Here is a 26,489-nt window from a genome sequence, read left to right on the forward strand (position 1 = left end):
GCGTTGTTCGAGGCCCTCACCGAGCGTTTGAACGCCGTCTTCAAACGGCTGTCGGGCCGGGGACGGCTTTCCGAGCGGGACGTCGACGAGGCGCTACGCGAGGTGCGCCTGGCACTTCTCGAGGCCGACGTCAACTTCCGGGTGGTCAAGGGCTTCATCGAGCGGGTGCGCAGCAGGGCCACCGGGGCCGAGGTCCTGGAGGGGCTGGCTCCGGCTCACCAGGTGGTACGGATCGTTCGGGACGAGCTGACGGCCCTCTTGGGAGGCAAGGCGCAGGCCCTGGTGCTGGACCCTCCGTGGCCGGCAGTGGTGGTCATGGTGGGGCTGCAGGGCTCGGGCAAGACCACGGCCGCCGCCAAGCTCGGCTACTTCATCCACAAGCGCCACGGCCGCCGCGTCCTGCTGGTGGCCGCGGACCTGCAGCGCCCGGCCGCCATTGAGCAGTTAAGGATCCTCTCGCAGCAGGCGGGGTGCGGCTTCTTCTCGGCCGGGCACGGGCTTTCGGCGCCGGACGTCGCGCGGGCCGGGGTGGCCTGCGCGGACAAGGAAGGCTACGAGGTCGTCGTCGTGGATACGGCGGGGCGCCAGCACGTCGACGAGGAGCTGATGGAGGAGGCCCGCCGGATCGTCGAGGCCTCCCGGGCCCGCCAGGTCTTGCTGGTGGTCGACGCCATGACCGGCCAGGACGCGGTCAACGTCGCCAGGGCCTTCGCCGAACGCGTGGGGGTGCACGGCGTCGTGCTCACCAAGCTGGACGGCGACGCCCGGGGGGGTGCCGCGCTCTCCGTACGGGAAGTGACGGGGGCGCCCATCCTCTTCGCGGGTACGGGTGAGCGCCTGGAGGGGCTCGAGCCCTTCTATCCCGACCGGATGGCGGGGCGCATCCTGGGGATGGGCGACGTGCTGAGCCTCATCGAGCGGGCCGAGCAGGCCGTTCGCGCCGACGAGGCACGCAGCGTGCTGCGCAAGATCCGGGAAGACAGCTTCGGGCTGGACGATTTCCTGGACCAGCTGCGCCAGGTACGCCGCATGGGGCCGCTCGACCAGCTCTTGTCCATGATCCCGGGCCTTGGCCAGGCCAAGGCGCTCAAGGGGCTCAACGTCGACGAAAAGGAGCTCAACCGGGTGGAGGCCATCATCCAGTCGATGACGCCCTCCGAGCGCCGCAACCCGGCCATCATCGACGGGAGCCGGCGCCGCCGGATCGCGGCGGGCAGCGGCACCCGGGTCCAGGACGTCAACCGGCTGCTGCGCCAGTACGAAGAAGCCCGGCGCATGATGCGGCTGGTGACGCAACGAGGAGGGGCCGCGCTACCCCCGTCGGGGTTGCCGGACGTGAAGTAGGGCCGAAGGTTCCATCGGGCTTGCATCCATCACGAAGGAGGTCGGAGGAGCGTTGGCGGTCAGGATTCGTCTCAAGCGGATGGGAGCGAAGAAGCAGCCTTCTTACCGGATCGTGGTGGCCGACTCCCGGTCGGCGCGGGATGGGCGGTACGTCGCGCAGCTCGGGCACTACAACCCCCTGCGGGAGCCGCCGGAGGTCCGGGTGGACGTGGAGCAGACGTTGGAGTGGCTGAGTAAGGGAGCCCAGCCCTCCGAGTCGGTCAAGCTGCTGCTGGAGCGGGCGGGAGTTTGGAGGGCCTGGCAGGAGCGCCGGCGTGGTTCGGGCCGCGAGGCGCCGGCCGAGGACCAGGGGCAGACTGCGGCACCGGCGGAGGGATAGGAGGGTGAACGTGAAGGAGCTCGTCGAGTACATCGCGCGGGCGCTGGTCGATCACCCGGATCAGGTGGAAGTGCGGCAGGTCGAGGGCGAGCGGTCCATCATCCTCGAGCTGAAGGTGGCCCCTGAGGACATGGGCAAGGTCATCGGCAAGCAGGGCCGCATCGCGCAGGCGATCCGGATCGTCGCGAAGGCTGCGGCGCTGCGTGAGGGAAAGACGGTTCACGTCGAGATCCTCGATTGACGGGCCCGAGCCCGGCCCGCGATGGGTGAGCGTGGCGCAAGTCCTTGCTCCTCACGGCATCAGGGGGGAGGTACGCTGCCGGCTCTTGAGCGACGATCCCCGGCGGCTGGCCGCAGGAGCGACGGGATGGCTGCGGGTGGCAGGCCAGGAGCCTCGCCCGGCGCGGATCGTTGCGAGCAGGCCGGGGCCCCGGGGAGCGTTCCTGGTAAAGTTCGAGGGGGTCGGCGACCGATCCGCGGCGGAAGCACTGAGGGGGGCGCTCCTGCAGATTCCGGTGGAGCAGGTGCGGCCGCTGCCAGAGGGGAGCTTCTACTGGTTCGAAGTCGTGGGCATGGAGATGGTGGACGAGCAGGGCAAAGCGCTCGGGACGGTGAGCGCGATCGTGCGCTCGGCGGCGCATGACCTGTGGGAGGTCACGCCCTCGAGCGGCGGCCCGTCCTTCCTCGTGCCCGCGGTGCGGGCCTTCGTCCGCAGCGTCGATCGCTCGGCCCGCAGGATCGTCGTGAACTTGCCGCCGGAGCTGTGACATGGAGCGGTACCCCTTGGACATCGTGACGCTGGCGCCGGCGGCACTGGCGGCGGCGCTGGCGCACGGGGTGACGGGCCGGGCATGGCAGAGCGGCCTGGTGAGGATCCGGCTGTGGGACCTGCGAGAGTTCACCCGCGATCCCCATCGGAAGGTCGACGACGTGCCCTTCGGTGGGGGGAGCGGCATGGTGCTGATGCCGGAGCCCATGGTGCTGGCCGCCGAGCACGCCATCTCGTCGAGGCAGGAGCCGGAGCCTCCTGCGGTGCTGGTGCTGGCGGCGGCCGGCCGGCCCTTCGACCAGGCGATGGCCATGGAGCTCGCCCGCCGGCCCGGCGGGGTCGTCCTGCTGTGCGGGCGCTACGAGGGGATCGACGCGCGGGTAGCTCCGGCGCTGGGAGCCGAAGAGGTGGCCGTCGGAGAGATGGTCCTCTCTGCGGGCGAGCCGGCGGCGCTGGCCATCGTCGACGCGGTGGTGCGGCTGTTGCCCGGCGCCCTCGGCAACCCCCTCTCGGCGGCGGAGGAGTCCCTGGCCCCGGGGCCGAGCGGGGGATTGCTCGAGTACCCGCAGTATACCCGCCCGCGCCGTTTCCGCTCCATGGAGGTGCCGCCGGTGTTGCTGGAGGGCAACCACCAGGCGATAGCGGCCTGGCGGCGCCGGCAATCGCTCTGGCTGACCTGGCGGCGGCGGCCGCGGCTTCTCGAGCAGGCGGCCCTCGACGAGCAGGAGCGGGCACTGGTCGAACGCTGGCGCCACGAGTTGTCGCCAAACGATCCGCCATGGTAGAATGCGCGGTGCGACTTCGACGCCCCGTCCCGTGGCAATGGCCCGGGCTGGTGACGTGAAGGGAGTCTGTACGAGTCGTGGACTGGCAGCACGCGGTCGAAGCTCCGATGTTGCGCAAGGATCTGCCGGATTTCGCGCCCGGGGACACGGTGCGGGTGCACGTGAAGGTGGTCGAGGGCGACCGCGAGCGGGTGCAGGCGTTCGAGGGTATCGTGATCGCCCGGGATCACGGGGGCACCCGGGAGACGTTCACCGTTCGCAAGATCTCCTCGGGGATAGGCGTCGAGCGGGTCTTCCCGTTGCACTCTCCCTCCATCGACCACATCGAGGTCGTCCGCAGGGGCCGGGTACGGCGGGCCAAGCTCTACTACCTGCGCGAGCGCGTCGGCAAGAAGGCGAGGGTACGGGAGCGGCGGGCCTGACACGATGAGGGCGGGCCGGCGCAGGTGCAGGGCGTGCAGCGGGAGTCCGTGCTGGAGCTGCTCGAGGCCGTAGGCCTGGCCATCGGCCTGGCGGCGGTCATCATCCTGTTCGTGGCCCAGTCCTTCCTGGTCCAGGGACACTCCATGGAGCCCACGCTCCACAACGGCGAGCGCTTGCTGGTGGACAAACTGAGCTACCGGTTCCGCAGCCCGGAGCGAGGGGAGATCGTGGTCTTCCGGGTACCGACCGATCCGTCGCGCAAGTTCATCAAGCGGATCATCGGGGTTCCGGGAGACATGCTGGAGTTCCAGGGCGGGCGCGTGCTGCTCAACGGGAGGCCGCTCCAGGAGAGTTACGCCCGTGGCCCGACGCAAAGCCAGGTGGCCCGCACGGTCGTGCCTCCCGGGCGCTACTTCGTGCTGGGGGACAACCGCCTCAACAGCGACGACAGCCGTTTCGACGACGTCGGCTTCATTCCCCGCGACGCCATCATCGGGCGCGCCCTGCTGATTTACTGGCCGCTCTACCGGGCGAGCCTGGTCCAGGTGCCGGCCACTTTCGCGAGCGCGGCCCGCCCGTGACGGTGCCCGTCGGGGCGGGAGCAGGATAGAGCCTTCCAGGATCCGACGCTTCCGAGGATGGGACTCCCGCATGGAGGAAAGCGACGTTGCCCGGGCCCGGCGGCTCGCGGCCAGCAAGCAGATGATCCTCCTGGACCGGACAGGCGTCCGGGCCGTGCTCGGGCACTGTGCGCCCCCGGCTGCCGCACCGGCGTGCCAGGGGCGCCGGGCGGAGGGTTGCGCTCCCCTGCTGGTGCCGGCCGGCGAGCGGTGGGCAGGGGTGGACGAGGTGGGCCGGGGCCCCCTGGCAGGCCCGGTGGTGGCCTGCGCGTGCCTCCTGCCGCCGGGTTGGTGCCCGGAGGGCCTGCGCGACTCCAAGGCGCTCTCGCCGAGAGCGCGCCGGGAGCTGGCCCGCGTCATCCTGGAGCGGGCGGACGACGTGCGGGTGGCCGTCGCTTCCCACTTCCTGGTCGACCGGCTCAACGTGCTGCGAGCGTCGCTCGCCGCGATGGGCGCGGCAGCCGACGCTCTGGAAGGTGACGTGGGCCGCGTCGTCGTGGACGGTGCGTTGCCCTTGCCCCTCACCAGGCAATGGCCCCAGCAGGCGATGCCTCGGGCGGATGCCCGTGTCGCGTGCGTGGCCGCTGCGTCGGTGGTCGCGAAGGTCTTGCGCGACACCCTCATGGAGGCCCTGGCCCCCGCCTACCCGGGTTACGGGTGGGAGCGCAACAAGGGGTACGGGACTCCCCAGCACCTCGAGGCCCTCGCCGCCCTGGGTCCCTCGCCCCTGCACCGCCGCTCCTTTCGGCCCGTTTGGGAGGCCGGGAGCAAGCCGGCGTGAGCTGCGGCAGCCAGGAGCGCGGCCAGGCCGGAGAGCGGGCCGCCGCCGAGTGGCTGGAGCGGCAGGGCTGTACCATTCTCGACCGCAACGTGTCGTTCAAGGTGGGCGAGCTCGACCTGGTCGCCGAGGACCCGGAGGGGGTGGTCCTGTTCGTGGAGGTGAGGGCCCGTGCCCCGTGGGCGGGCCGGCCGGGCATCGAGGTGGCGGCGGCCAGCATCGGCAGAGAAAAGCAGGCCCGCTGGCGGCGGGCCGCTCGGGCCTACGTGAGCCGTCACCCCCGCCTCATGGACCGGCCCCTGCGCTTCGACGTCGTCGTGGTGGGCCTGGACGGGCAGGGGAGGCCGCACGAGATCGCCCACGTGCCCGGTGTGCTGGAGGCGTGAGCGTCAGGCCGGCTCCGCCGCATCCGGGCCGGCATCGAGGTACGCGAGCGCCGCCAGGGTCTTGGCGTCGGACAGCATGCCGTTGCGGGCCATCTCCCGGAGCTCGCGCGGGGTGAACCACCGTACCTCCCCGATCACCTCGCCGGCGTCCAGGTGGCGGCGTCCCGGGCGGAGATCCTGCGCCCGGATCAGGTGCATGCGCTCGCTCGAGTACCCCGGGGCGAGGTAGAAGGCGGCCAGCTCCTCGAGGCTCCCCGCCTGCCAGCCCGTCTCCTCTTCCAGCTCCCGTCGCGCCGCCTGCATGGGCGCCTCGCCCGGCTCTAGCGTACCGGCCGGGATCTCCCACAGCCACGCGTCCACGGCCGGGCGGTATTGCCGGATGAGCGCCACCCGGCCGTCCCGTACGGCGACCAGCGCCACCGAACCCGGATGATCGAGCAGGTGATAGACGTGCGTCCCGTCCTGCAGGCGAACTTCCTTGCTGACCCACCGCAGCTCCAAAGCCTGCACCTCCGAACCGCCCGGGCCTGCCGGGCTTGTGCTTGCAGGGACAAGCCCGGCAGGGACGAGCCGGGCGACCTCGAAACAAGACCATGCCTGCTTTCGTAGCGCGTCGACCGGTTCCTCCGGGCGGGGACGCCGGAGGTGTCGTTTCTATCCGAGGTTACGCCAGGACCTACGGGGCGGTCGTGGTCGGCATCGAAGGCCGCCTGGTCGACGTCGAGGCGCACATCGGCCCGGGCCTGCCGGATTTCCGGATCGTGGGGCTGCCCGATGCCTCCGTACGGGAAAGCCGCGATCGGGTGCGCGCCGCCCTCCGGCAGATCGGGCTCAGCCTGCCCGCCGGGCGCATCACCGTCAATCTGGCGCCCGCCCGCCTGCGCAAAGGTGGCGGCAGCCTGGATCTGGCCATCGCCTGCGCGGTGGCAGGCGCATGCGAAAAGCTCCCCGGCTCGACGCTGCGACGCAGCCTTCTGCTGGGCGAGCTGGCGCTGGACGGGACGCTGCGCTCGGTCGACGGCCTGGTGCCGCTGCTGGTCGAGGCGACTCGCCATCCGGGCCTGCGGATCGTCATTCCCGAAGGGGGCCGCCCCATCGCAGAAGCCCTCGACGTGCGGGGCTGGGTGGCTTGCCCGTCCCTCGAAGCGGCGATCCAGGTACTTCGCGGGAGCCCGCCCGCGTCCCTCTCCCGCGTGCAGGCCCCACGGCGCGGCCACCCGGGCTTTGCCCTTCCCGACCCGAAGACAGGCCCGCGCGGGGGGCTCGAGCCGGAGGACATGGCCGACGTGAGGGGCCAGGCCCTCGCTCGCCGGGCTGCCGAGATCGCCGCGGCAGGCCTGCACCATCTCATGCTGCTGGGGCCCCCGGGGTCGGGCAAGACCATGCTGGCACGCCGGATGGTGGGCATCCTTCCTCCGCTGACCCGCCAGGAATGGCTGGAGGTGCTGCAAACTTACAGCGCTGCCGGAAGGCTTCACGAGCACGACCCCGAATTGAGGCCGTGGCATCCGTGGGCCAGGCGTCCCATACGGGCGCCCCACCATACGTGTACGACGGCGGGGCTCATCGGAGGAGGCGCGCGCATCAGCCCGGGGGAGTTGACGCTGGCGCACCGCGGCCTGATCTTCCTGGACGAGTTCTCGGAGCTCCCGCCCGAAACGGCCAACGCTCTACGGGAGCCCATGGAGGAAGGATGGGTCACCCTCACCCGGGGGCCGGCTTCGGCCCGTCTCCCTGCGCAGACCCTGGTGGTGGCAGCAGCCAATCCTTGCCCGTGCGGGCTGCAGGGCGCGCCCCGATCGGCCGGGGAGTGCCGGTGCAGCCGGATCGAGCTCGTCCGGTACCGGCGGCGGCTGGGAGGGCCGGTGGCGGACCGGTTCGCTCTGTGGGTGTGGATGCGCCCCGTGGAGGAGGCGGAGCTGGTACGCCACCTCGAGGCCGAGCCGAGCTGGAAGATCCGCGAGCGGGTCATCCTTGCGCGGGAGCGCCAGCGCCGCCGGCTGGAGAAAGCCGGCTTCCGGATGGTGCCGTTCGGCCGGTCTCCCGTCAACGGGCAGCTGACCGCTCGAGAGCTGACGGCGTTCTGCCCGCTCGATCCGCGGGTCGAGGAGGCATACGTGAGGCTCGGCCGGCAGGTGCGCGTCAGCGCGCGAGGCATGGCCAACGTGCTGGCCGTGGCCCGGACCATCGCGGACCTCGAGGGGGCGGAGCGCATTGGCGTCGAGCACATGAGGGAGGCCTTCCAGTACCGGAGGAGCGGAGGCATCGAATGAGCCATGCGCGATAGCACCCGGTGGCCCCCGAGCGTTCGCATCCACCCCACGGCTCGTGTCCATCCGGAGGCGGCGGTGGGCGAGGAGGTGACGATAGGGCCCTTTGCCCTGGTGGCGGCAGGGGCGGTGATTGGGGCCGGCACACGCGTGGGAGCCCGAGCCCGCATCGGGCCCGGCGTGGAGGTGGGGGAGGCGTGCCTCGTCGACACGGGGGCGACGCTCGGATGGGGCGACGCCGTCTCCGGGGACCGGGGCCCGGCCGTGATCGTGGGTCGTAACGTGAAGGTGCGGGAGTATGCTGTGATCCAGGCGGGGCGGGACGAGCCCACCCGCGTCGGATCGGGTTGTTACGTCATGTCCCGGACCTTCGTGGGAGCCGGGGCCTGGCTCGGCGACGGGGTGGTCGTGACGCACGGTTCGGTGGTGGAGCCGGGCGTGCGGGTCGGGCCCCACGCGGTGGTGGGCGGCTTCGGGTTGCTCTCGGCCGGAGCGGAGATCGGCCGGCGGGCCATGATCGGCGGCTTGAGCGTGGTTGCCGGGGCGGTGCCACCCTTCACTCTGGCGCACGGGGCCCCCGCGTCGCTGCGCGGGCTCAACCTGGTCGGGCTGCGGCGCGCCGCCGTCCCTCCGGGTACCCGCCAGGCCCTGTCACGGGCGTACCGCCTGCTCTTGCGGGGCGACTTCCCTCCGGAGCAGGCCGAAGCTTTGATCGGAAAGGAGATGCGGGCCATGCCCGAGGTGGAGGAGCTGGCCGCCTTCATCCGGCGCCACCCGGAGGTCCGTCGCAACGTCGTGCGAGCATCCCCGGAGGAGACCGACGGAGAGGAGACGTCACGGTGAACGCCCTCACGCATCCCATCCCCGCTTTCGATCTCACCCGCCAGCACGCAAGGCTCCTCCCCGAACTGGTGGAGGCCGCCCGGGAGGTGCTGGCCTCCGGCCACATGATCCTGGGGGCCAACGTCGCGGCGCTGGAGCAGGAGGTGGCCCGGCTCTGCGGGGTCGAGCACGGGGTCGGGGTGGCCAGCGGCACGGACGGGCTGTACCTCGCGCTGCGCGCGCTGGGCATCGGGCCGGGCGACGAGGTCGTCACGACGCCGTTCACCTTCCTCGCCACCGCGACGAGCATCGTGCGGGCCGGGGCTACCCCGGTCTTCGCCGATATCGAGCCGGATACGCTCAATACCAGCGCACGGCGCATCGCCGAGGCCCTCACGCCCCGGACCAGGGCCATCGTGGTGGTGCACCTGTACGGCAACCCGGTGGCGATGGAGCCGGTGATGGAGCTGGCCCGCGCCCGATCCCTGAAGGTGGTCGAGGACATGGCGCAGGCGATCGGGGCATCCTACCAGGGGCGTCCGGTCGGCAGCTTCGCCGATGCGGCCGTCATCAGCTTCTACCCCACCAAGAACCTGGGAGGGTGCGGGGACGGCGGGATGGTGGTCACCCGGGACGGGGAAGTGGCAGAGCGACTGCGCATCCTCCGGGACCATGGGCAGCGGCACCGCTACGTCAGCGAGGACGTCGCAGGGATCAACAGCCGCCTCGACGAACTCCAGGCGGCCCTCCTGCGGGTGAAGCTCCGCTACCTGGATGCGTTCACCGAGCGCCGGCGCGTCCTGGCCCGGCGCTACCGGGAGGGCCTGGCCGGCCTGGACGTGGTGCCGCTGGCCGAGACGCCGGGCGGGCGGTCCGTCTACCACCAGTTCACGGTGCGCTCGGCCCGGCGCGACCGGCTCCAGGCCTACCTGAAAGAGCACGGCGTCGGTTCGACGGTCTACTACCCCGTGCCCCTGCACCGCCAGGCCGTGTTGCAGGAGCGGGTGGCCCACCCGAGGCCTCTGCCGGAGGCCGACCGAGCCGCGCAGGAGGTGCTCTCCCTGCCGATGTTTCCCGAGCTCGAGGTCGAGGAGGTCGAGAGGGTCTGCGCCCTGGTGCGGGAGTTCGCCGTGGGGAGCGCCTGACGGTTTTCCGGCCGGTGCGGCTTTAGGGGCCCATCTGGATCCTCTCCTGGAGGAGCGAGACGGGAGTATGAAGCGAGCACAGCAGGATGCCAAACCGACCGGTCGTCTCCCCTTCTTCTGCCCTTCGTGCCAGAAGGAGACCCTGCACGAGGTGCGCATGCGCCGCCGTGACACGCTGGTGCTGGTCTGCACCGTCTGCAACCTGGCCTCTCTGGTCGCCCAGGATCAGCTGCGGGAAACCAGCCATGGGTCGTCCTGACCCATTCGCGCCCGGCGTCTACGCCGGGGCGTTGATGGAGCTCCCGGGCGTAGGGCCGGCGGCCGTCCGGTGGGCAGTGGAGCGCTTTGGGTCGCCGCGTGCTGCGTGGGAGGCCGACGCAGAGGCCTGGAGCGCCGACCCGCTGCTCTCGGGCACGGCGCGGGCCTCTTTACGAAGCCGCCGTGACCCGCGCGCCCTCGACCGGCTGGCCCGGGCTCTGGAGCGGTGCCGGGCCCGCGCCATCACCCCGTGGGACGACGCGGGGGCGCGCCAGGCCTGGCATCTTCCGATCTACCCTTCCAACCTGCTCGCCCTGCCGGATCCGCCGGTCGTTCTCTACGTGCGGGGCAGCCTGTGGCCCGACGACCGGGTCGCCGTGGCTGTCGTGGGCTCCCGCAACGCCGACGTCTCGGGCCTGATGGCCGCCGAGAAGCTGGCCGCGGGGCTGGCGGAGTGGGGGTTTACGATCGTGAGCGGGCTCGCTACCGGTATCGACGGGGCGGCCCACCAGGCGGCGCTTCGGGTGAAAGGGCGCACGGTGGCGGTGCTCGGCTGCGGCATCGATCGCGTGTACCCGCGCGAGCACGAGCGGCTCGCACGGCAAGTCGAGGCGGCAGGGGCGCTCGTCAGCGAGTACCCGCCCGGTACTCCCGTCGACCGGTGGCGCCTCGCCCGGCGTAACTACGTGATCGCGGGTCTGAGCCTGGGCGTGGTGGTGGTGGAGGCCCGCGCCCGAAGCGGGGCGTTGTCGACGGCCGAGATGGCCGATGCCCTCTCCCGGGCGGTGCTGGTGACGCCGGGCGACATCACCCGGTCCACGACGGTCGGTTCCAACCGGCTCCTGGCCGACGGCGCCACGCCGTGCACCCAACCCGGCGACGTCGCGGTGCACGCCCTGGACACCCTCAAACTGCTGGAGGGCCCTCAGGCCCTGGAGCGGCTGGCCGCGGCGGGTGGGCCGGCGACGACCGGAGGGCCCGAGGGCCGATGGGGGCGCCTGCTCGACCGCCTGGCCGAGCGAGACGCCCCGTCCAGGCCACCCTCGCCGGCGGAGCTGGCGCCTGCCCTGCGGGCGGTGTGGGACGTCCTCTCGAAAGGCCCGATGGACGTGGACGAACTCTCCTACCGGGCGGACCTGGCCGTCCAGCCGCTGCTCGCCCGCCTGACGGAGCTCGAGGCCGGCGGCTACGTCCGGCGTCTCATGGACGGGCGGTGGGCCAGGAGGCGCTTGGGTTAGAATAGAGTGGCCCGTGGCCAAGACGGCAGAGGTGGGAAGCATGGGTTGAAGCTGGTCATCGTGGAGTCGCCGGCCAAGGCGCGCACCTTGAGCAAGTTTCTCGGATCCTCCTACAAGGTCCGAGCCTCGATGGGGCACGTCAGGGATCTGCCCATCACCGAGTTCGGCATCGACGTGAAAAACGGCTTCCGGCCGCGCTACACGATCATCCGGGGCAAGACGCGCACCGTCAAGGAGCTGGAGTCGGAGGCGAAGCAGGCCGCCCAGGTCTTGCTGGCCACGGACCCTGACCGCGAGGGCGAGGCCATCTCCTGGCACCTGTCGCAGCTCCTGGGGCTGCCCGCCGACCAGCCCTGCCGTATCGAGTTCCACGAGGTGACGCGCCGGGCCGTCCAGCAAGCGCTCGACCACGTGCGGCCCATCGATCAGCGGCTGGTGGACGCGCAGCAGGCGCGGCGCATCCTGGACCGGGTCGTGGGGTACCGCCTGAGCCCCTTGCTCTGGAAGAAGGTGCGCCGCGGCTTGAGTGCCGGCCGGGTGCAGTCGGTGGCGCTGCGCCTGATTTGCGACCGCGAAGACGAGATCGAGGCGTTCGTCTCCAAAGAGTACTGGACCATCGACGCCGTGCTGCTCGCCGGGGACGGGGTCGGGGCGCAAGCCAGCTTCGTGGCCCGGCTCGTGGCGTACGAGGGCAAAGAGGTCGAGATCCCCGACGAGCCCACGGCCACGCGCCTGGCCGGCGAGCTCGAGCAGGCGGCCCTGCACGTGGCCGCCATCCGGTCGAGCCGCAGGCAGCGCCGGGCTCCGCCGCCCTTCACCACGAGCACGCTGCAGCAGGAGGCGGCCCGGCGGCTCGGCTTCACCGCCCGCCGCACGATGCAGCTGGCGCAGCAGCTCTACGAAGGGCTCGACGTAGGAGACGAGGGCCCCGTCGGCCTGATCACCTACATGCGCACCGACTCGGTGCACGTCGCCGACGAGGCCCGCCAGGCGGCCCGGCAGTACATCGGCGAGCACTTCGGGCCCGAGTTCGTGCCTGAACGCCCCAACGTCTACAAGAGCGGCAAGGGCGCACAGGAGGCGCACGAGGCCATCCGGCCGACCTCCGTGGAGCGCCACCCGGAGTCGGTCAAAGCCTACCTCAACCGCGATCAGTGGCGGCTGTACGACCTCATCTGGCGCCGGTTCATGGCGAGCCAGATGGTCCCGGCCCTGGTCGAGTCCACGGTCGTGGAAGTGGAAGGCGGGCCGTTCCGGCTCAAGGCGACCGGATCCACGGTCATCAAGCCGGGTTATCTCGAGCTGTGGGCGCCCCATGCCGGAGCCCCCGGCAGCGGCACGCAGGATGCGGACGGCCGGGCGAAAGGGGCGGCCGAGAGCGAGGGTGCCGAGGACGAAGAAGGGCGTCAGGCCTTGCCGTCCCTCATGGAGGGGCAGCCGCTGGGGTTGCGGGAGGTCCAGCCGCGCCAGCATTTCACCCAGCCGCCCCCGCGCTACAACGACGCCAGCCTGGTCAAGACCATGGAGGAGCTGGGGATCGGCCGGCCCAGCACGTACGCGCCCACCATCGAGACGCTGCTCGAACGGCGCTACTGCCAGCGCGACGGCCCCAGGCTGGTGCCCACGCCCCTGGGGCGGGCGGTCGTACGGCTGCTGAAAGAGCAATTCCCGGACATCGTGGACGTGGAGTTCACCGCGCGCATGGAGTCTCAGCTGGACGCCATCGAGGCGGGCAAGCTCGAGTGGCAGCGGGTGATCGCGGAGTTCTACCCCGGCTTCGAGTCCCGGATCGAGCAGGCCATGCAAACGGTCGGCCGGGTCGCGGTGCAGGACGAGGTCACCGACGAGAAGTGCGAGGTGTGCGGCCGTCCCATGGTGATCAAGTGGGGGCGGTTCGGCCAGTTCCTCGCCTGCTCGGGCTACCCGGAGTGCAAGCATACGCGGCCGCTCGTTCGCCACACGGGCGCGCGCTGCCCGCGCTGCGGCGGGGAGCTGCTCGAACGGCGCAGCCGCCGCGGCAGGGTTTTCTACGGTTGCTCCCGCTACCCCACCTGCACCTACACCCTGTGGCAGCGCCCGGTGGGCCGGCAGTGCCCGCGCTGCGGCCGGCCGCTGGTGGTGCAGGGAGGGCGGGGCAAGTCGGCGGGCCAGGTGGTCTGCGCCGGCTGGTACGAGAAAACCGAGCAAGGCGAGCGTGCCTGCGATTACCGGGAGAGCGCACAGGCCCGGGAGGCGCCGCAGGCGGACGGGCGCCCGCAGGCGGCCGTGCCCGCAGCCGAGCGGAGGGAGGAGGCGGGAGCAGCGGCACCATGAGCGAAGGAGTGCTGCAAGACGGGCCTGTGGTCACCGTCGTCGGCGGAGGGCTGGCGGGAAGCGAGGCGGCCTGGCAGGCTGCCCGCATGGGGGCGCGGGTACGGCTGTACGAGATGCGCCCGGCCCGCCCGACGCCGGTCCACCAGACCGGGCTTCTGGCCGAGCTGGTCTGCTCCAACTCGCTGGGAGGGGCCGGGACCGACACCTCGGCCGGCCTTCTCAAGGAGGAGATGCGGCGGCTCGGCTCGCTCGTCGTACAGGCGGCCGATGCACACCGCGTCCCGGCCGGATCGGCGCTCGCCGTCGACCGGGAGCGCTTCGCCTCCGAGATCACCCGCAAGGTGGAGGCGCACCCTTCCATCACGGTGATCCGGGAGGAGGTCCGGGAGGTCCCGGAGCCCGGCGACGGGGTCGTCGTCCTGGCAACCGGGCCGCTCACTTCCGATGCCCTGGCCGCCAGCCTGGCCCGGCTGGTCGGCGATCGGTTCCTGGCCTTCTACGACGCCGCTGCGCCCATCGTGACCGCCGAATCCATCGACACGGACCGTGGCTTTTGGGCGAGCCGCCACGGCAAGGGCACACCCGACTATCTCAACCTGCCGATGGACCGGGAGCAGTACGAGGCACTGAGCCAGGCCCTCGCCGAAGCCGACGTGCACGAGGGCCACCTGCCGGAGGAGCTCAAGTTCTTCGAGGGGTGCGTGCCGGTGGAGGAGCTGGCCCGCCGCGGCCTCGACACCTTGCGCTACGGCCCGATGCGGCCCGTCGGGCTGCGCGATCCCAGGACCGGTCAGATGCCCTACGCCGTGGTGCAGCTGCGCAAGGAGGATGCCGAAGGGCGCCTGCTCAACCTGGTGGGCTTCCAAACCCGGCTGAAGTGGGGCGAGCAGGCGCGCATCTTCCGCATGATCCCCGGGCTCGAGCAGGCGGAGTTCGTGCGCTTCGGCGTGGTGCACCGCAACACGTTCGTCAATGCCCCCCGGGTGCTGGAGCCCACGGGCCAGGTCAAAGGCCACGGCCGGCTGCTCCTGGCGGGGCTCATCACCGGGGTCGAGGGGTACGTGGAGTCGGCCGCCGCCGGGTGGCTTGCCGGCGTCAACGCGGCGCGCATCCTTCGGGGGCTTTCCCCCATGGTGTTGCCGCCGGAGACCATGATGGGCGCCCTGTGGCGCTACGTGACCACGGCGCGGCCCGACGACTTCCAGCCGATGAACGCCGCTTTCGGCCTGCTGCCCCCGGCCGGGCGCGCCCGCAGCCGCCAGGAGCGCCGGGCGCGCCAGGCAGAGCGAGCGCTCCAGGCGGTGGACAGGGTAGCGGAGGAGGTCGAGCGATGGGTGGCGGAGTTGGGGGCCGTGGCGCCGTGAGGCGAAGCATGCGTCCCGGCCGGGAGCCGTGGCACGGGACCACGGTCCTGGCCGTGGTCAAGGACGGCCGGGCGGCCATGGGCGGCGACGGCCAGGTGACCATGGCGCAGCAGACCATTATCAAGCAGTCGGCCCGCAAGGTGCGCCGGTTGTTGCAGGGGCGGGTGCTGGCCGGCTTTGCCGGGGCCGCGGCCGACGGGCTCACCCTGCTCGAGCGCTTCGAGGCGAAGCTGGAGGCGCACAGCGGGAGCCTTCCCCGGGCGGCGGCGGAGCTCGCCCGAGACTGGCGCACCGACCGGGTGCTGCGGCGGCTCGATGCGCTGCTGCTGGTGGCGGACACCGCGCACCTCCTGGTGCTCTCCGGCAACGGGGAGATCGTGGAGCCCGACGACGGGGTGGCGGCCATCGGCTCCGGCGGGCCCGTGGCGCTGGCGGCGGCCCGGGCTCTCTTGCGTAACACGACGATGGAGCCGGCCCGCATCGTGGAAGAGGCGTTGACCATTGCGGCCGGGATCGACATATATACCAACGACCGCATCGTCGTGGACCAGCTCGAGGAAGTGGGCTCGAAGCCATGACCATGGACGAGCTGACCCCCCGCCGGATCGTCGAGGAGCTCGACCGCTACATCATCGGTCAGCAGGAGGCCAAGCGCGCGGTGGCCGTCGCGCTGCGCAACCGCCATCGCCGGCAGCTGCTTGCGCCCGAGCTTCGCGACGAGGTGACGCCCAAGAACATCCTCATGATGGGCCCCACCGGCGTGGGCAAGACGGAGATCGCCAGGCGCCTCGCCCGCCTCGTGGAGGCGCCCTTCATCAAGGTCGAGGCGACCAAGTTCACCGAGGTGGGGTACGTCGGGCGGGACGTCGACTCGATCATCCGCGATCTGGTGGAGACCGCGGTGCGCATGGTGCGCCAGGAGCGGACCGAGAAGGTCAAGGACCAGGTCGCGCCCGTCGTCGAGGAGCGGCTGGTGGAACTCCTGGCTCCGCTGCCCCGCCGGGACCGGGCGAGCAACCCGTTGGCCGCGCTCTTCGGGATGGCCTCGCCTCGGGGCCAGCAGGAGGAGAGCGAGACCGACGGCCAGGCGGCAGAAGTCCAGGCTCGCCGGGCGGAGCTGCGGCGCAAGCTGCGGGCCGGGGAGCTCGAGGATCAGGTGGTGGAGGTGGAGACCGAGGAGAGCCGGCCCCCGATGGTCGAGGTCTTCTCGGGGCAGGGCGTCGAGGAGATGGGGATCAACCTCCAGGACCTCTTCGGGCAGTGGCTCCCGCGCCGGCGGCGCCGCCGCAAGGTGACGGTGGCCGAGGCCCGGCGCATCCTGACGGTGGAAGAGGCGCAGAAGCTGATCGACCAGGAAGAGGTGACCGCCGAGGCGATCCGCCGGGCCGAACAGACCGGCATCGTCTTTCTCGACGAGATCGACAAGATCGCCGGGCGGGAGCGGGGCACCGGGCCGGACGTCTCCCGGGAGGGCGTGCAACGCGACATCCTGCCCATCGTGGAAGGTTCCACGGTGATGACCAAGTACGGGCCGGTGCGCACCGATCACATCCTGTTCATCGCGGCCGGCGCGTTCCACGTATCCAAACCTTCCGACCTGATTCCCGAGTTGCAGGGGCGCTTCCCCATCCGGGTGGAGCTCAAGCCCCTGGGCCGAGAGGAACTGCGGCGGATCCTGGTGGAGCCTCGAAACGCCCTCACGCGGCAGTACAAAGAACTCCTCGCAACGGAAGGCGTGGAGCTGGAGTTCACCGAGGACGGCATCGACGAGATCGCGCGCCTCGCCGAACGGGTCAACGAGCAGACGGAGAACATCGGCGCCCGCCGGCTGCAGACTTTGATGGAGCGCGTGCTCGAGGAGATCTCCTTCGACGCCGAGTCGTACCGGGGGCAGCGGGTCGTGGTAGACGCAGCGTACGTGCGTCGCCGGCTCGCCGACGTGGTGGAAGACCGGGATCTCTCCCGGTACATCCTGTAGAGACAGGCCGCCCGGCCGACCGGTACCGGACCGGGCGGCCTGCGACGGAGAGATTCGTACCGGATGGACGACGGGCCCCGGTGGCCGAAACGGGCCGCCGGGGCCTTCTCGCGCCAGGCCCGAGCGGGAGCCGGCCCTCGAAAGTATCAGGATTGTCTGAAAAGTCACCTGATCTTTACCCGCGAAGCATATTTCTTCGGAGGAGTCCGTCGATTTATGTCGAACCGACATAAACTGACAGTTTCTGCTGTAAAGCGCGACACGACGGCGATCGGGACCCCAGTCCCGGGTCGGAGGAAACCAACCGGGACCCAAGGCACGGATCGCCCAAGCAACGGCGGCTCCCGGCCGATATCCATCGCGCGGAGCCGGTGGGTTTCAATGGGTCCGTGAGGAGGTGCGGTCGCGAATCATGGAAGGTACGGGGTTCCTGTGGGGACCCGTCGAGCGGGATCTTTCAAATGCGCTCGACGCCGCGTCATTGCGCCAGCGCGTGATCGCGCACAACCTGGCCAACGTGGAGACGCCTCGCTATCGTCGCTTCGACGTCGTGTTCGAGGAGGCGCTGGCCGCCCAGCAGGCGAGGGAGGCCCGGATCAAGGTGAAGTTGACCCGGACGCACCCCGCGCACTTGAGCGGCGCGCCGGTGCAGGTCGTGACGCCGTCGGTCGAACGGGATACCACCAGCATCGTGCGCAACGATCGGAGCAATGTGGACGTGGACCGTGAAATGGCCGCCCTGGCCAAAAACTCGCTCTTCTACCGATCCCTCACGCGCGTGATGGGTTCAAGGTTGATGGCTTTACGTACCGCTATCACGGAGGGCCGGCGCTGACGCGCTCTTTGAGGTGATGCGAAGCACCACGACGACGTGGTGGAGAAAGCTGCAGCGTTGCCAGGGAGGGGGCCGTTCAAACCGTGGCATTCCTATCAGGGCTCGACATCAGTGCCTCCGGATTGACCGCCGAGCGGCTACGGATGGATCTCGTGGCCAACAACCTCGCCAACGCGTACTCCACTCGCTCGGCTCGCGGCGGGGTCTACCGCCGCCAGGTGCCCGTCTTTGCCGCCCGGGAGGGGACGGGCCTGGGCTCGTGGAAGCGCACGGGCCCGTCCGCCTTCTCGGGTCAGGGCGTCGAGGTGGTAACCATCGCCGAAGACCCCGCGCCCCCACGCCTCGTCTACGATCCGGGTCATCCCGATGCCCGTCCCGACGGCTACGTCGAGTATCCCAACGTCGACGTCGTCACCGAGATGGTGGACATGATGGCGGCAAGCCGGGCGTACCAGGCCAACCTCGCCGCCTTCACCACCAGCCGCGACATGGCCCAGTGGGCCGTCGACCTGATCCGCGTCTAGGGAGGAGCCGGTAAGCTGCCATGACTGCCGTGGGTGGGATCGGTCGCATCAGTCCCGGGAAGGAAAGTTTACCCATTCTCCAACCGCAGGACGGGATGGGCCCCGGGTCCCGGTCTCAGCCCGCCCGGCCTTTCTCCGAGGTCCTGCGGGATGCCATCGAGCAGGTCAACGCGCTGCAGCTCCAAGCGCAGGATGCTGCCGAAGCCCTGGCACGAGGCGACGTGCAGGATGTCCATCAGGTGAGCCTCGCCATCGAGCGGGCGCAACTGGCCCTGGAACTCACGGTGGCCGTGCGCAACAAAGTGCTCGAGGCCTATCAGGAGGTCAGCCGGATGCAGGTGTGACGCACATGCTCCGTCTCCTGGAGGGTAGGTAGCACATGGGAGCGGCCCTAGAGCGGCTGTGGCAGCAGCTGCGAACGATATGGCAGGGCATGGGGCGTACGGCCAGGCTGGCGACGGCCGGTGGTGTCGTCGCCGCGGTCATCCTGCTGGCGGCGATGGTCTGGGTCGCCGGGCGGCCCCGTTACCAGCCGGTCTTCACCGGGCTGGGCACCGAGGACCTGCGGGCCGTCACGGTGGCGCTCCAGGAGCGCCACCTCGACTTCCGCGTGGACGAGGCGCAGGGCGCCGTCTACGTTCCCGAACCGCAGGTGCACCAGGTGCGCCTGGACCTGGCCATGCAGGGACTGCCCAAGAACAGCGTCGTGGGCTTCGAGATCCTCAAGGAGACCAATCTGGGGCTGACCGACTTCGAACGCCGCCTCCGGTATTACTGGGCGCTGCAGGGCGAGCTCACCCGTACCATCCGTGCGGTGCAGGGCGTCCAGGATGCCCGGGTGCACATCGTCATCCCGGAGCGCAGCCTCTTCATCGCCGAGCAGCAGCCGGCCACGGCATCGGTGCTGCTGACGTTGATGCCGGGGGTGACGCTGAGCCGGGATCAGGTGCGGGGTATCGTCCACCTGGTGGCCAACAGCGTCGAAGGCCTGACTCCTGAGCACGTCACGGTCGTCGACCAAAAGGGGACCGTCCTCTCCGACGCCCTCGACGCCGCCGGCAGCGGGAGCGCCGCCCGCACCGCCATCGCCGAGCAGCTGCAGCTCAAGCGCACCTACGAGCGGGAGCTCGAACGCAGTCTGCAGGCCACCCTCGAGCAGATCTGGGGGCCGGGGCACGTGCTCGTGCGGGTGACGGCCGATCTCTCCTTCGACCAGCAGGAGGAGAAACACGAGATCTTCTCGCCGGTCGTCAACGGCCGCAGCGGCATCATCCGCAGCGAGCAGCGCACGGAGGAGAGCGCGGTCGGGCAAACCGGCGCCCCACCCGCGGGGATCCCCGGGGTGACGTCCAACATTCCCGGGTACGTGGAGCCGGCGGGCGGCGGCGGGCCGTCCCAGATGCAGCGCCTCGAGAGCGTCACCAATTACGAAATCAACCGGGTCGAGCGCCACATCGTCATGGCGCCCGGCCGAATCCAGCGGCTGTCGGCCGCTGTCTTCATCGACGGCCCCACCATGGACGCGCTCCAGCGCCAGCGGACCGAGCAGCTGGTCAGCGCGGCCCTGGGCTTGCAGCCCCAGCGCGGGGATCAGGTGACGGTCGAGAGCATGGTCTTCGGGGCAGCGCAGGCGCCGTCTGCGCTGCAAGGGCAGTTGCTGGCGACACAGGCCCGGCCGGGGGTGCAGGGAGTGGCCTGGTGGCTCGCCGCTCTGGCGCTCGCCGTCGGTGTGGCGTACTGGGTCAACCGGCGCATGCGGGCCGCCCGCCAGCGGGTCCAGGTGACCATGCCGCCGGTGGTGCCGGAGACGGCGGAGCCCTCTCCGGAAGAGCAAGAGCGGCGCAGGATGCGCCAGGAGATCGAGCAGCTCGCTCGGGAGAAGCCCGAGGAGTTCGTCCAGTTGTTGAGGTCCTGGCTGGTGGAGGAGTCCTGAGCCATGGCAGTGGCGCGTGCGACGCGAAGCCCGTCGACCTTGTCGGGCAAGCAAAGGGCGGCGATCTTGCTCATCGCCCTCGGTCCGGAGATCTCCTCCCACGTGTTCAAACACCTGCGGGAAGAAGAGATCGAACAGTTGACGTTCGAGATCGCCTCCGTCCGGCGGGTGCTGCCCGAAGAGCAAGAGCGGGTGATGTTCGAGTTCCGCCAGATGATGCTGGCGCAACAGTTCATCACCCAGGGCGGCATCGAATACGCCCGGGAGCTGCTCGAGAAGGCGTTGGGGCCGCAGCGGGCGACCGAGATCATCCGCAGGCTCACCGCGTCGCTGCAGGTACGGCCGTTCGATTTCGCCCGGCGAGCCGATCCGCAGCAGCTGTTCAGTTTCATCCAGCACGAGCACCCGCAGACGATTGCCCTCATCATGGCGTACCTGCAGCCCGAGCAGGCGGCGGCGATTCTCTCGTCGCTGCCGCCGGAGCGCCAGGTGGAAGTGGCCAAACGCCTGGCGACCCTGGATCGAACGGCTCCCGAGGTACTCCGGGAGATCGAGGGGGCTCTCGAACGCAAGCTCTCGTCCGTGGTCACCCAGGACTTCACGGCGGCCGGCGGCGTGGACGCGGCGGTGGAGGTGCTCAACCAGGTCGACCGCTCCACGGAGAAGACCATCCTCGACGCGCTGGAGGAAGAAGATCCGGAGCTGGCCGAGGAGATCCGCAAGCGGATGTTCGTCTTCGAAGACATCGTGCTGCTCGACGACCGGTCCATCCAGCAGGTCCTGCGGGAAGTGGACAGCCGCGACCTGGCGCTGGCGCTGCGGACGGCCAGCGAAGACGTGCGGACGCGCATATTCCGCAACATCTCCAAGCGGGCCGGCGAGATGCTGCGCGAGGAGATGGAGTACATGGGCCCGGTGCGGCTGCGCGACGTAGAGGAGGCCCAGCAGCGCATCGTGGGCGTCATCCGCCGGCTCGAGGAAAGCGGGGATATCGTCATTGCTCGAGGCGGAAGCGAAGAGGTCCTCGTCTGAGGGGATCCGTCTCGTCAAGGCAAGCCGGGTGCAGATCGCCCCGCAGGTCCATTCGTTGGACAGGGCGCGCGGAGCCGGCCTGCGCCATCCCAACGGCCACGCGCTGCCCGCCTCGGGCGAGCACGCCGTGACGGCGGTGGTGTCGCCGGCCTTCCCGGGCCTGGCGGAGCCGGCGGGTGGGGCGCCAACGCCAGGTGGAAGCATCCGGCGCCTGCGCGCGCCGTCGGGCCGGTCGTGGGCTTCGTACCGGGAGCGGTGGCTTCGTCGCCTGGCGCAAGCCCGCCGCCAGGCGGAGCGGGCGCGGGAGCAGGCCCGGGAGGAGGGCTTCCGCGAAGGGATCGCGGCGGGGCGCGAGCAGGGGCGGCGCGAGGGCCTCGAAGAGCTGCAGGCTCGTCTCCAGGCCACTTTGCAGGCGCTGGGCTCGGCCGTGGAGGAGGCGGTGCGCCGGCGCGACGAGGCGCTTCGCCAGGCCGACGCCGACGTGGTGAAGCTGGCCCTGGCCGTCGCCGAGCGGGTCATCCGCCGGGAGGTGAGCGCCGGGCCGCAGGTGACCGCGGCCGTCCTCGGCTCGATCCTGCAGGAGATGCCGCAGCCGGCCGGGCGGGTGGTCGTGCGAGTCCACCCCGACGAGCACCGCCTGCTCACCGGCATGCAGCTGGAGATTCCCGGGCGTCCGGGCGCGCTCGAGGTCACGTGGGTGGCCGACCCGGCGGTCTCGCCGGGAGGCTGCCGGGTGGAGACCGAGATGGGCAGCATCGACGCGGGGCTGGAGACCCGGTTGAGCGGGGTGGCCGCCGCGGTGATGGACGTGATGCGCCGTGGCCGTTGACCTTTCGACCCTGGTCGAGGCGGTGCAGGAGGCGTCCGATGTGCGCCTCACCGGTGCGGTGAGCCGGGTGGTGGGGCTCACCATCGAGTCGACGGGGCCCGCGGTGCGCGTGGGCGACCTGGTCGAGGTGCACCGGCCGCCGGCCGAGCCCCTGGTGGCGGAAGTGGTCGGGTTTCGGGAGCGTTCGGCGATCCTGGTGCCCCTGGGCAGCGCGGAGGGGGTGGCGCCGGGCAGCCTGGTGGTCTCTCGCCGCCGCCCTCTTCGGGTGACGGTCGGCAAGGCCCTGCTCTCCCGGGTGCTCGACGGCCTCGGGCGACCGGCCGACGGGCGTGGTCCGGTGCCGGCCGAGTCTTCCTATCCCGTGGACAGGCCGGCCCCTGACCCCTTGCGCCGCCCGCGGATCTCCCAGGCCCTCTCCGTGGGCGTGCGGGCCATCGACGGGCTGCTCACCTGCGCGAAGGGGCAGCGGATCGGCATCTTCGCCGGGAGCGGCGTCGGCAAGAGCACGCTTCTCGGCATGATGGCCCGGGGTACGTCGGCCGACGTGGTGGTGGTGGCCCTGGTGGGCGAGCGGGGCCGCGAGGTGCGCGACTTCATCGAGCGCGACCTGGAAGGGGCCATGGACCGGGCCGTCGTGGTGGCGGCCACGTCGGACCAGCCTGCCATGGTGCGGGTGAAGGCGGCGTTCGTGGCGACGGCCATCGCCGAGTTTTTCCGGGACCAGGGGCTGGACGTCCTGCTGATGATGGATTCCCTGACCCGGTTCTCCTACGCCCAGCGGGAGATCGGCCTGGCCGCCGGGGAACCCCCGGCGACGCGCGGCTACCCTCCCTCGGTCTTCGCCCTCCTGCCCCGGCTGCTGGAGCGGGCCGGCACGGCGGAGCGGGGCAGCATCACCGGCTTTTATACGGTGCTCGTGGACGGCGACGATCTCAACGAACCCATCGCCGACGCCAGCCGGGCCATCCTCGACGGCCACGTGGTGCTGTCCCGCTCGATCGCCGAGCGCCAGCACTACCCGGCCATCGACGTGCTGGCGAGCATCAGCCGCCTGATGGCCGAGGTGGCCGAGCCCTCGCACAAGGAGGCGGCCGCCCGGGTGCGGCGGCTCCTGGCCGCGTACCGGGACGTGGAGGACCTGGTGCACATCGGCGCCTACGTGAGAGGTTCTAACCCGGTCGCGGATCGGGCGCTGGACGCCCGGCCGGCCATCGACCGGTTCTTGCAGCAGGGTGTCTTCGAGCGCTCCTCGTTCCGGGAGACCGTGCAGGCGCTGGCCGACCTGGCCGCCTGGTACGGAGTCGAGCCATGAAGCGCTTCCGCTTCCGCATGGAGCGCATCCTGCGACTGCGCCGGCAGAGCCTCGACGTGGAGCGCACGAAGATGGCCGAGGCGCTGCGGCTGGAGCAGGCGGCCCAGCAGGCGTACGCGGCGGGCGAGGAGCGCAGGGTGCGATACCTCGCGGCCCTGAGCGAGTCGGTGGCGGCGAGCGCGCCGGGCAGTGGGGTCGAGGGCGCCGTTCTGGCGGAGCGCCTGGGGGTGCTGGCGGAGCTCAGCCGGCGTCGGGCTTACTGGGACGTGCAGCGGGTGGAGGCCCGGCGCCAGGTGGAAAAGCAGCGGGCGATGGTGGTGGAGGCCCACCGGGCGGTGCGGGTGCTGGAACTCCTGAGAGACCGGCGCAGGGCCGAGTACCTACGGCAACTGGAGCGGGACGAGCAAGCCCTGCTCGACGAGGCCGGGTCGCAGGGGTTCGTGCGGCGTCGGGGCAACGGGTATGGGAGGTGAGCGCAGGGTGCGCCAGCTCTGGTGGTCGCTCATCGCCCTCATCGCTTCGGTGGCGCTCGGCGTCTGGGTGCTCAGCGTGGCAGGCGTGCTGGACCTGGGCGGGGCCGTGGCCGCACAGCTACGGCGGCTGCCCGGCGTTGCCGATTACATTACTGCCTACCAGAAGGGGGTGAACTTGGAGAAGTCGCAGGCGGCGGCCCGCCAGGAGATGGCCGCGCGGGAAAAGGCGCTGGAGGAGCGTGCCCGCCAGCTGGACGCCATGGCCAAGGAGCTCGACAAGCGCAAGCTCGAGCTCGATGCTCGCCAGCAGGCCCTGGACCAGCGGGAGGCGCAGCTTACGGCTCGGGAGCAGTCTCTGACGGGCGCGGCCGACCGGGAGCGCTACTACCGGGAGCTCGTCGAGGCCGTGGCGCAGATGAGGCCGGAGCAGGCTGCTCCGGTCATCGAGCAGCTCGACCTGGAGCTGGCGCGCCGGCTGCTCGGCTCGATGGAGCCGCGGCAAGCCGGGGCCATTCTCGGCAAGCTCGACCCCAAGGTGGCCTCCCGCATCCTCGAAGCGGTGAGCCAATTGTCCCCGACGACCCAAGCGGGAAGGAGGTGAAAGGCATGACGACGGCAGCAACAGGACTGGTCGCGGCGCCGGCAACCGGGGCCCCCAGGGCCTCGGTCAAGCCGTCGCCGCCGGGCAAGCCGGCGGCGACGAGAGGCGGTGCGGGGGTCGACGGGAGCCCGGACGACTTCGAGACAGCCCTCGAGCGGGCTCGCCAGGAGGGCGCCGGCTCCTCCCCGGCCACGACGGGTGCGACCTCCCGGGCGCAAGGCTCGGGGCGCACCCTGGAGCACCGGCCCGGCCAGGCGGAAGGGGCTGCCGGGGGCCCGGCGGGCCAGCCGGAGGGGGAAGAGGCCTCCGATGCCGGCGGCGAGACCCCCGCGCTCGAAGGCGTACTGCCGGGGCTCGCCTGGTCGGGCGTGCAGGCCCTGGCAGTTTCGGGCGGGCCCGCGCCAGGGATGGCCTTCCCCGGCGAAACCGCGGAAGGTGTGGCGGCGGGCGCGGGGTCAGGCGCTTCGGGCACTGACCTCGTATGGGGCCTGGCGGTCGTCTCCGGCGTGGCGAACGTCCAGGCGCCGGGCGGGCAGCCGGCCGGCACCGTACCGGCCGGGCTTACCGGGACCCCCACGCCAATCGGCTCGGAAGGGGTAGCAGGCGCGTTGGGCCCCGAAGTCCCGGGTAGCGCAGTCCGGGGCGGAGAGATACCGGCCGTACCGGCGGACGGGGAGAGACCCGGCGGCGGGCCTGGAGCACAGGGCACGGGCGCGTATCCCGTGCAGGAAGCAATCCCGGCAGGGGCCCGCGTGCCGGGGGCCGGGCAAGCCCAGGGGACCGCCTCCCGGGTCCTGCCCGCCGGCACCGTCACCGGCGGGACGGGCGGGCCCTACCCGGCGGCCGCGCCGGGCGGCGGCACCGGGGGCATGTCCGAGGGAGGGCGGATGAGCGAGTCGGGGCCGCCCGGTGTCACCGGACCCCAGCTCTTCCGCGACCTCGAGAAGGCTACGGCTCGGGCAGCGTGGGGTCATGAGGGTGGCCCGGAGCCGGGAACCGGTCCCGGGCAGGTGCTCCATCCGGCCGGCGGTACGGCGGCTGCGGGCGGCGACGCGACGTCCGGGCCGGCCCTCGACGAGGGCGAGGGTGCTCCGGCGGCTGGCTCCGGGGACTTTCCGGGGCCTGCCGGGGACGTCCTCCCGGATGGAGAGGGTGCGCCGGCTGTTTCCGGCGCCTCGGAGACCCTCTACACCCTCCGCCCCGAGACGCTGCGCCGGGTCTCCCAGGACGCGGCAGCCTCCCCAGGGCGAGCCGCTACCGGCCATCCTGGGGCCCCGTCACCGGACCCGGAGCCGGCAGCAGTACCCGGAGCCGGTGCACAAACCACCCAGGCCACGGCACCGGCCCAACCGGGCCACCCGGCAACCGGCCAGGGCGGACCGGAGGCCGGGCGTGAGCGCGGCCACCGACCCGGCGCCGCCGGGGACGCCCCGGAGCGTCCCGGAACGCCGGTGGCTCCGGCAGGGCACGGGTCGGGCATGCTCTCCGATGCTGCGGGGGAGCGCACCACCGTGCTTTCACCCGTGGATCCGTCATCGCCCCCCGACTCTGCGCCGGCGCCCCACCGGCCCGCCGAAGGGCCGGCGGCAGCCCGTGCCGTGGCCGAACAGGTGGCCCGGTGGATCGAGCAGGCGGGCCGGCCGCTCGACGTGCGCAGGGTGGAGGTGCTCTCGGCGCGGCTGGGCCCGGACGGCGGCGACGTCCGGCTCCAGGTCTACCCGCCCGAGCTGGGACGGATCGATCTCCACCTCACCACCGACCACGGGCGCCTGACCGTCCACGTCCTGGCCCGCCATCCGGAAACGGGCCAGCTGCTCCAGCAGCAGGCGGGCGCGCTGGAGGAGGCCCTGCAGCAGGCGGGGCTCCAACTGGCGGGGTTCTCGGTGGAGGTCGGCCAGCACTTCTCGCAGGGTTCCCCGGGCACCTGGGGGGCCGATACCCGGGCAGTCCCGGCGGGCTGGGTGTTCGCCGAGGTCTCGCCCGACGGGCACGAACTGGCCGCTGCCGGCCGCCCGGCATGGGTGCGGCTCGGCATGGCGGCGGTGGACGTGAGGGTATGAAGGCAAAAGAGGAGGTGA

The 26,489-nt window shown here is 71.5% G+C and carries 29 protein-coding genes; 28 read left to right on the forward strand and 1 reads right to left on the reverse strand.

What is annotated here, in order from left to right; genetic code table 11:
• Positions 1-3: 3 nt before the first annotated feature.
• From ffh to U7230_RS05355, 9 genes are all read left to right on the forward strand, one after another.
• On the forward strand, positions 4-1,344 hold the full coding sequence (gene ffh, locus U7230_RS05315; protein WP_324717699.1) for a signal recognition particle protein: 1,341 nt from the start codon (positions 4-6) through the stop codon (positions 1,342-1,344).
• Positions 1,345-1,396: 52 nt separating this feature from the next.
• Positions 1,397-1,723, forward strand: coding sequence for a 30S ribosomal protein S16 (gene rpsP / locus U7230_RS05320; protein WP_404980571.1), 327 nt, complete (start codon positions 1,397-1,399; stop codon positions 1,721-1,723).
• A gap of 10 nt (positions 1,724-1,733) precedes the next feature.
• Entirely contained in the window at positions 1,734-1,964 is a 231-nt protein-coding gene (locus U7230_RS05325; protein WP_324717700.1) for a KH domain-containing protein, read from the forward strand.
• A gap of 31 nt (positions 1,965-1,995) precedes the next feature.
• On the forward strand, positions 1,996-2,490 hold the full coding sequence (gene rimM / locus U7230_RS05330; protein WP_324717701.1) for a ribosome maturation factor RimM: 495 nt from the start codon (positions 1,996-1,998) through the stop codon (positions 2,488-2,490).
• Between the two features lies 1 nt (position 2,491).
• On the forward strand, positions 2,492-3,277 hold the full coding sequence (trmD, locus tag U7230_RS05335) for a tRNA (guanosine(37)-N1)-methyltransferase TrmD (protein ID WP_324717702.1): 786 nt from the start codon (positions 2,492-2,494) through the stop codon (positions 3,275-3,277).
• Positions 3,278-3,354: 77 nt separating this feature from the next.
• On the forward strand, positions 3,355-3,699 hold the full coding sequence (gene rplS / locus U7230_RS05340; RefSeq protein ID WP_324717703.1) for a 50S ribosomal protein L19: 345 nt from the start codon (positions 3,355-3,357) through the stop codon (positions 3,697-3,699).
• Between the two features lie 24 nt (positions 3,700-3,723).
• Positions 3,724-4,281 carry a signal peptidase I gene (gene lepB, locus U7230_RS05345; RefSeq protein WP_324717704.1) on the forward strand — a complete coding sequence of 186 codons (558 nt, stop codon included), beginning with the start codon at positions 3,724-3,726 and terminating at the stop codon, positions 4,279-4,281.
• Positions 4,282-4,351: 70 nt separating this feature from the next.
• Positions 4,352-5,101 (forward strand): ribonuclease HII, encoded by a 750-nt coding sequence (locus tag U7230_RS05350; protein ID WP_324717705.1) that lies wholly within the window; start codon positions 4,352-4,354, stop codon positions 5,099-5,101.
• A complete protein-coding gene (locus tag U7230_RS05355; RefSeq protein ID WP_324717706.1) occupies positions 5,098-5,484 on the forward strand; it encodes a YraN family protein in 387 nt (128 codons plus the stop codon). Before U7230_RS05350 ends, U7230_RS05355 begins: the two co-directional genes overlap by 4 nt.
• A 3-nt stretch (positions 5,485-5,487) precedes the next feature.
• Here U7230_RS05355 and U7230_RS05360 read toward each other — a convergent pair whose 3' ends face one another.
• The gene (locus tag U7230_RS05360; RefSeq protein WP_324717707.1) at positions 5,488-5,985 is read right to left on the reverse strand and encodes an NUDIX hydrolase; all 498 of its coding nucleotides are present in this window, start codon (positions 5,983-5,985) and stop codon (positions 5,488-5,490) included.
• A 188-nt stretch (positions 5,986-6,173) separates the two neighbouring features.
• Here U7230_RS05360 and U7230_RS05365 point away from each other — a divergent pair, with 188 nt between their 5' ends.
• From U7230_RS05365 to U7230_RS05455, 19 genes are all read left to right on the forward strand, one after another.
• The gene (locus tag U7230_RS05365) at positions 6,174-7,757 is read left to right on the forward strand and encodes a YifB family Mg chelatase-like AAA ATPase (protein ID WP_324717708.1); all 1,584 of its coding nucleotides are present in this window, start codon (positions 6,174-6,176) and stop codon (positions 7,755-7,757) included.
• A gap of 3 nt (positions 7,758-7,760) precedes the next feature.
• Positions 7,761-8,597, forward strand: a complete 837-nt coding sequence (locus tag U7230_RS05370) for a hypothetical protein (RefSeq protein ID WP_324717709.1) — start codon at positions 7,761-7,763, stop codon at positions 8,595-8,597.
• The gene (locus U7230_RS05375; RefSeq protein WP_324717710.1) at positions 8,594-9,721 is read left to right on the forward strand and encodes a DegT/DnrJ/EryC1/StrS family aminotransferase; all 1,128 of its coding nucleotides are present in this window, start codon (positions 8,594-8,596) and stop codon (positions 9,719-9,721) included. The genes U7230_RS05370 and U7230_RS05375 overlap by 4 nt, the downstream gene beginning before the upstream one ends.
• A gap of 67 nt (positions 9,722-9,788) precedes the next feature.
• A complete protein-coding gene (locus U7230_RS05380; protein ID WP_324717711.1) occupies positions 9,789-9,980 on the forward strand; it encodes a hypothetical protein in 192 nt (63 codons plus the stop codon).
• Positions 9,967-11,217: a DNA-processing protein DprA gene (gene dprA, locus U7230_RS05385; RefSeq protein WP_324717712.1), complete on the forward strand. Its 1,251-nt coding sequence runs from the start codon at positions 9,967-9,969 to the stop codon at positions 11,215-11,217. The genes U7230_RS05380 and dprA overlap by 14 nt, the downstream gene beginning before the upstream one ends.
• 45 nt (positions 11,218-11,262) lie before the next feature.
• Entirely contained in the window at positions 11,263-13,530 is a 2,268-nt protein-coding gene (gene topA / locus U7230_RS05390) for a type I DNA topoisomerase (RefSeq protein WP_324717713.1), read from the forward strand.
• Positions 13,527-14,894 (forward strand): methylenetetrahydrofolate--tRNA-(uracil(54)-C(5))-methyltransferase (FADH(2)-oxidizing) TrmFO, encoded by a 1,368-nt coding sequence (gene trmFO, locus U7230_RS05395; RefSeq protein WP_324717714.1) that lies wholly within the window; start codon positions 13,527-13,529, stop codon positions 14,892-14,894. The genes topA and trmFO overlap by 4 nt, the downstream gene beginning before the upstream one ends.
• An 8-nt stretch (positions 14,895-14,902) precedes the next feature.
• The gene (hslV, locus tag U7230_RS05400) at positions 14,903-15,472 is read left to right on the forward strand and encodes an ATP-dependent protease subunit HslV (protein ID WP_324718189.1); all 570 of its coding nucleotides are present in this window, start codon (positions 14,903-14,905) and stop codon (positions 15,470-15,472) included.
• Between the two features lie 2 nt (positions 15,473-15,474).
• Positions 15,475-16,872, forward strand: a complete 1,398-nt coding sequence (gene hslU / locus U7230_RS05405; RefSeq protein ID WP_404980639.1) for an ATP-dependent protease ATPase subunit HslU — start codon at positions 15,475-15,477, stop codon at positions 16,870-16,872.
• A 412-nt stretch (positions 16,873-17,284) separates the two neighbouring features.
• Positions 17,285-17,707: a flagellar basal body rod protein FlgB gene (gene flgB / locus U7230_RS05410; protein WP_324717716.1), complete on the forward strand. Its 423-nt coding sequence runs from the start codon at positions 17,285-17,287 to the stop codon at positions 17,705-17,707.
• 83 nt (positions 17,708-17,790) lie between these two features.
• The gene (gene flgC, locus U7230_RS05415; RefSeq protein WP_324717717.1) at positions 17,791-18,231 is read left to right on the forward strand and encodes a flagellar basal body rod protein FlgC; all 441 of its coding nucleotides are present in this window, start codon (positions 17,791-17,793) and stop codon (positions 18,229-18,231) included.
• Between the two features lie 20 nt (positions 18,232-18,251).
• Positions 18,252-18,575 (forward strand): flagellar hook-basal body complex protein FliE, encoded by a 324-nt coding sequence (fliE, locus tag U7230_RS05420; RefSeq protein ID WP_324717718.1) that lies wholly within the window; start codon positions 18,252-18,254, stop codon positions 18,573-18,575.
• 35 nt (positions 18,576-18,610) lie between these two features.
• Positions 18,611-20,164, forward strand: coding sequence for a flagellar basal-body MS-ring/collar protein FliF (gene fliF / locus U7230_RS05425; RefSeq protein ID WP_324717719.1), 1,554 nt, complete (start codon positions 18,611-18,613; stop codon positions 20,162-20,164).
• 3 nt (positions 20,165-20,167) lie between these two features.
• On the forward strand, positions 20,168-21,196 hold the full coding sequence (gene fliG / locus U7230_RS05430) for a flagellar motor switch protein FliG (protein WP_324717720.1): 1,029 nt from the start codon (positions 20,168-20,170) through the stop codon (positions 21,194-21,196).
• Between the two features lie 55 nt (positions 21,197-21,251).
• Complete coding sequence (locus U7230_RS05435; protein WP_324717721.1) at positions 21,252-22,025, forward strand: FliH/SctL family protein; 774 nt, start codon at positions 21,252-21,254, stop codon at positions 22,023-22,025.
• Positions 22,015-23,337 (forward strand): FliI/YscN family ATPase, encoded by a 1,323-nt coding sequence (locus tag U7230_RS05440; protein WP_324717722.1) that lies wholly within the window; start codon positions 22,015-22,017, stop codon positions 23,335-23,337. Before U7230_RS05435 ends, U7230_RS05440 begins: the two co-directional genes overlap by 11 nt.
• On the forward strand, positions 23,334-23,810 hold the full coding sequence (locus U7230_RS05445; RefSeq protein WP_324717723.1) for a flagellar export protein FliJ: 477 nt from the start codon (positions 23,334-23,336) through the stop codon (positions 23,808-23,810). The genes U7230_RS05440 and U7230_RS05445 overlap by 4 nt, the downstream gene beginning before the upstream one ends.
• A 7-nt stretch (positions 23,811-23,817) precedes the next feature.
• Positions 23,818-24,411, forward strand: coding sequence for a MotE family protein (locus U7230_RS05450; protein ID WP_324717724.1), 594 nt, complete (start codon positions 23,818-23,820; stop codon positions 24,409-24,411).
• Between the two features lie 5 nt (positions 24,412-24,416).
• A complete protein-coding gene (locus U7230_RS05455) occupies positions 24,417-26,471 on the forward strand; it encodes a flagellar hook-length control protein FliK (protein ID WP_324717725.1) in 2,055 nt (684 codons plus the stop codon).
• Positions 26,472-26,489: the final 18 nt, after the last annotated feature.

It is taken from the genome of Limnochorda sp. L945t (genome assembly GCF_035593305.1).
In the GTDB taxonomy this organism is placed as follows: Bacteria; Bacillota; Limnochordia; order Limnochordales; family Geochordaceae; genus Carboxydichorda; species Carboxydichorda subterranea.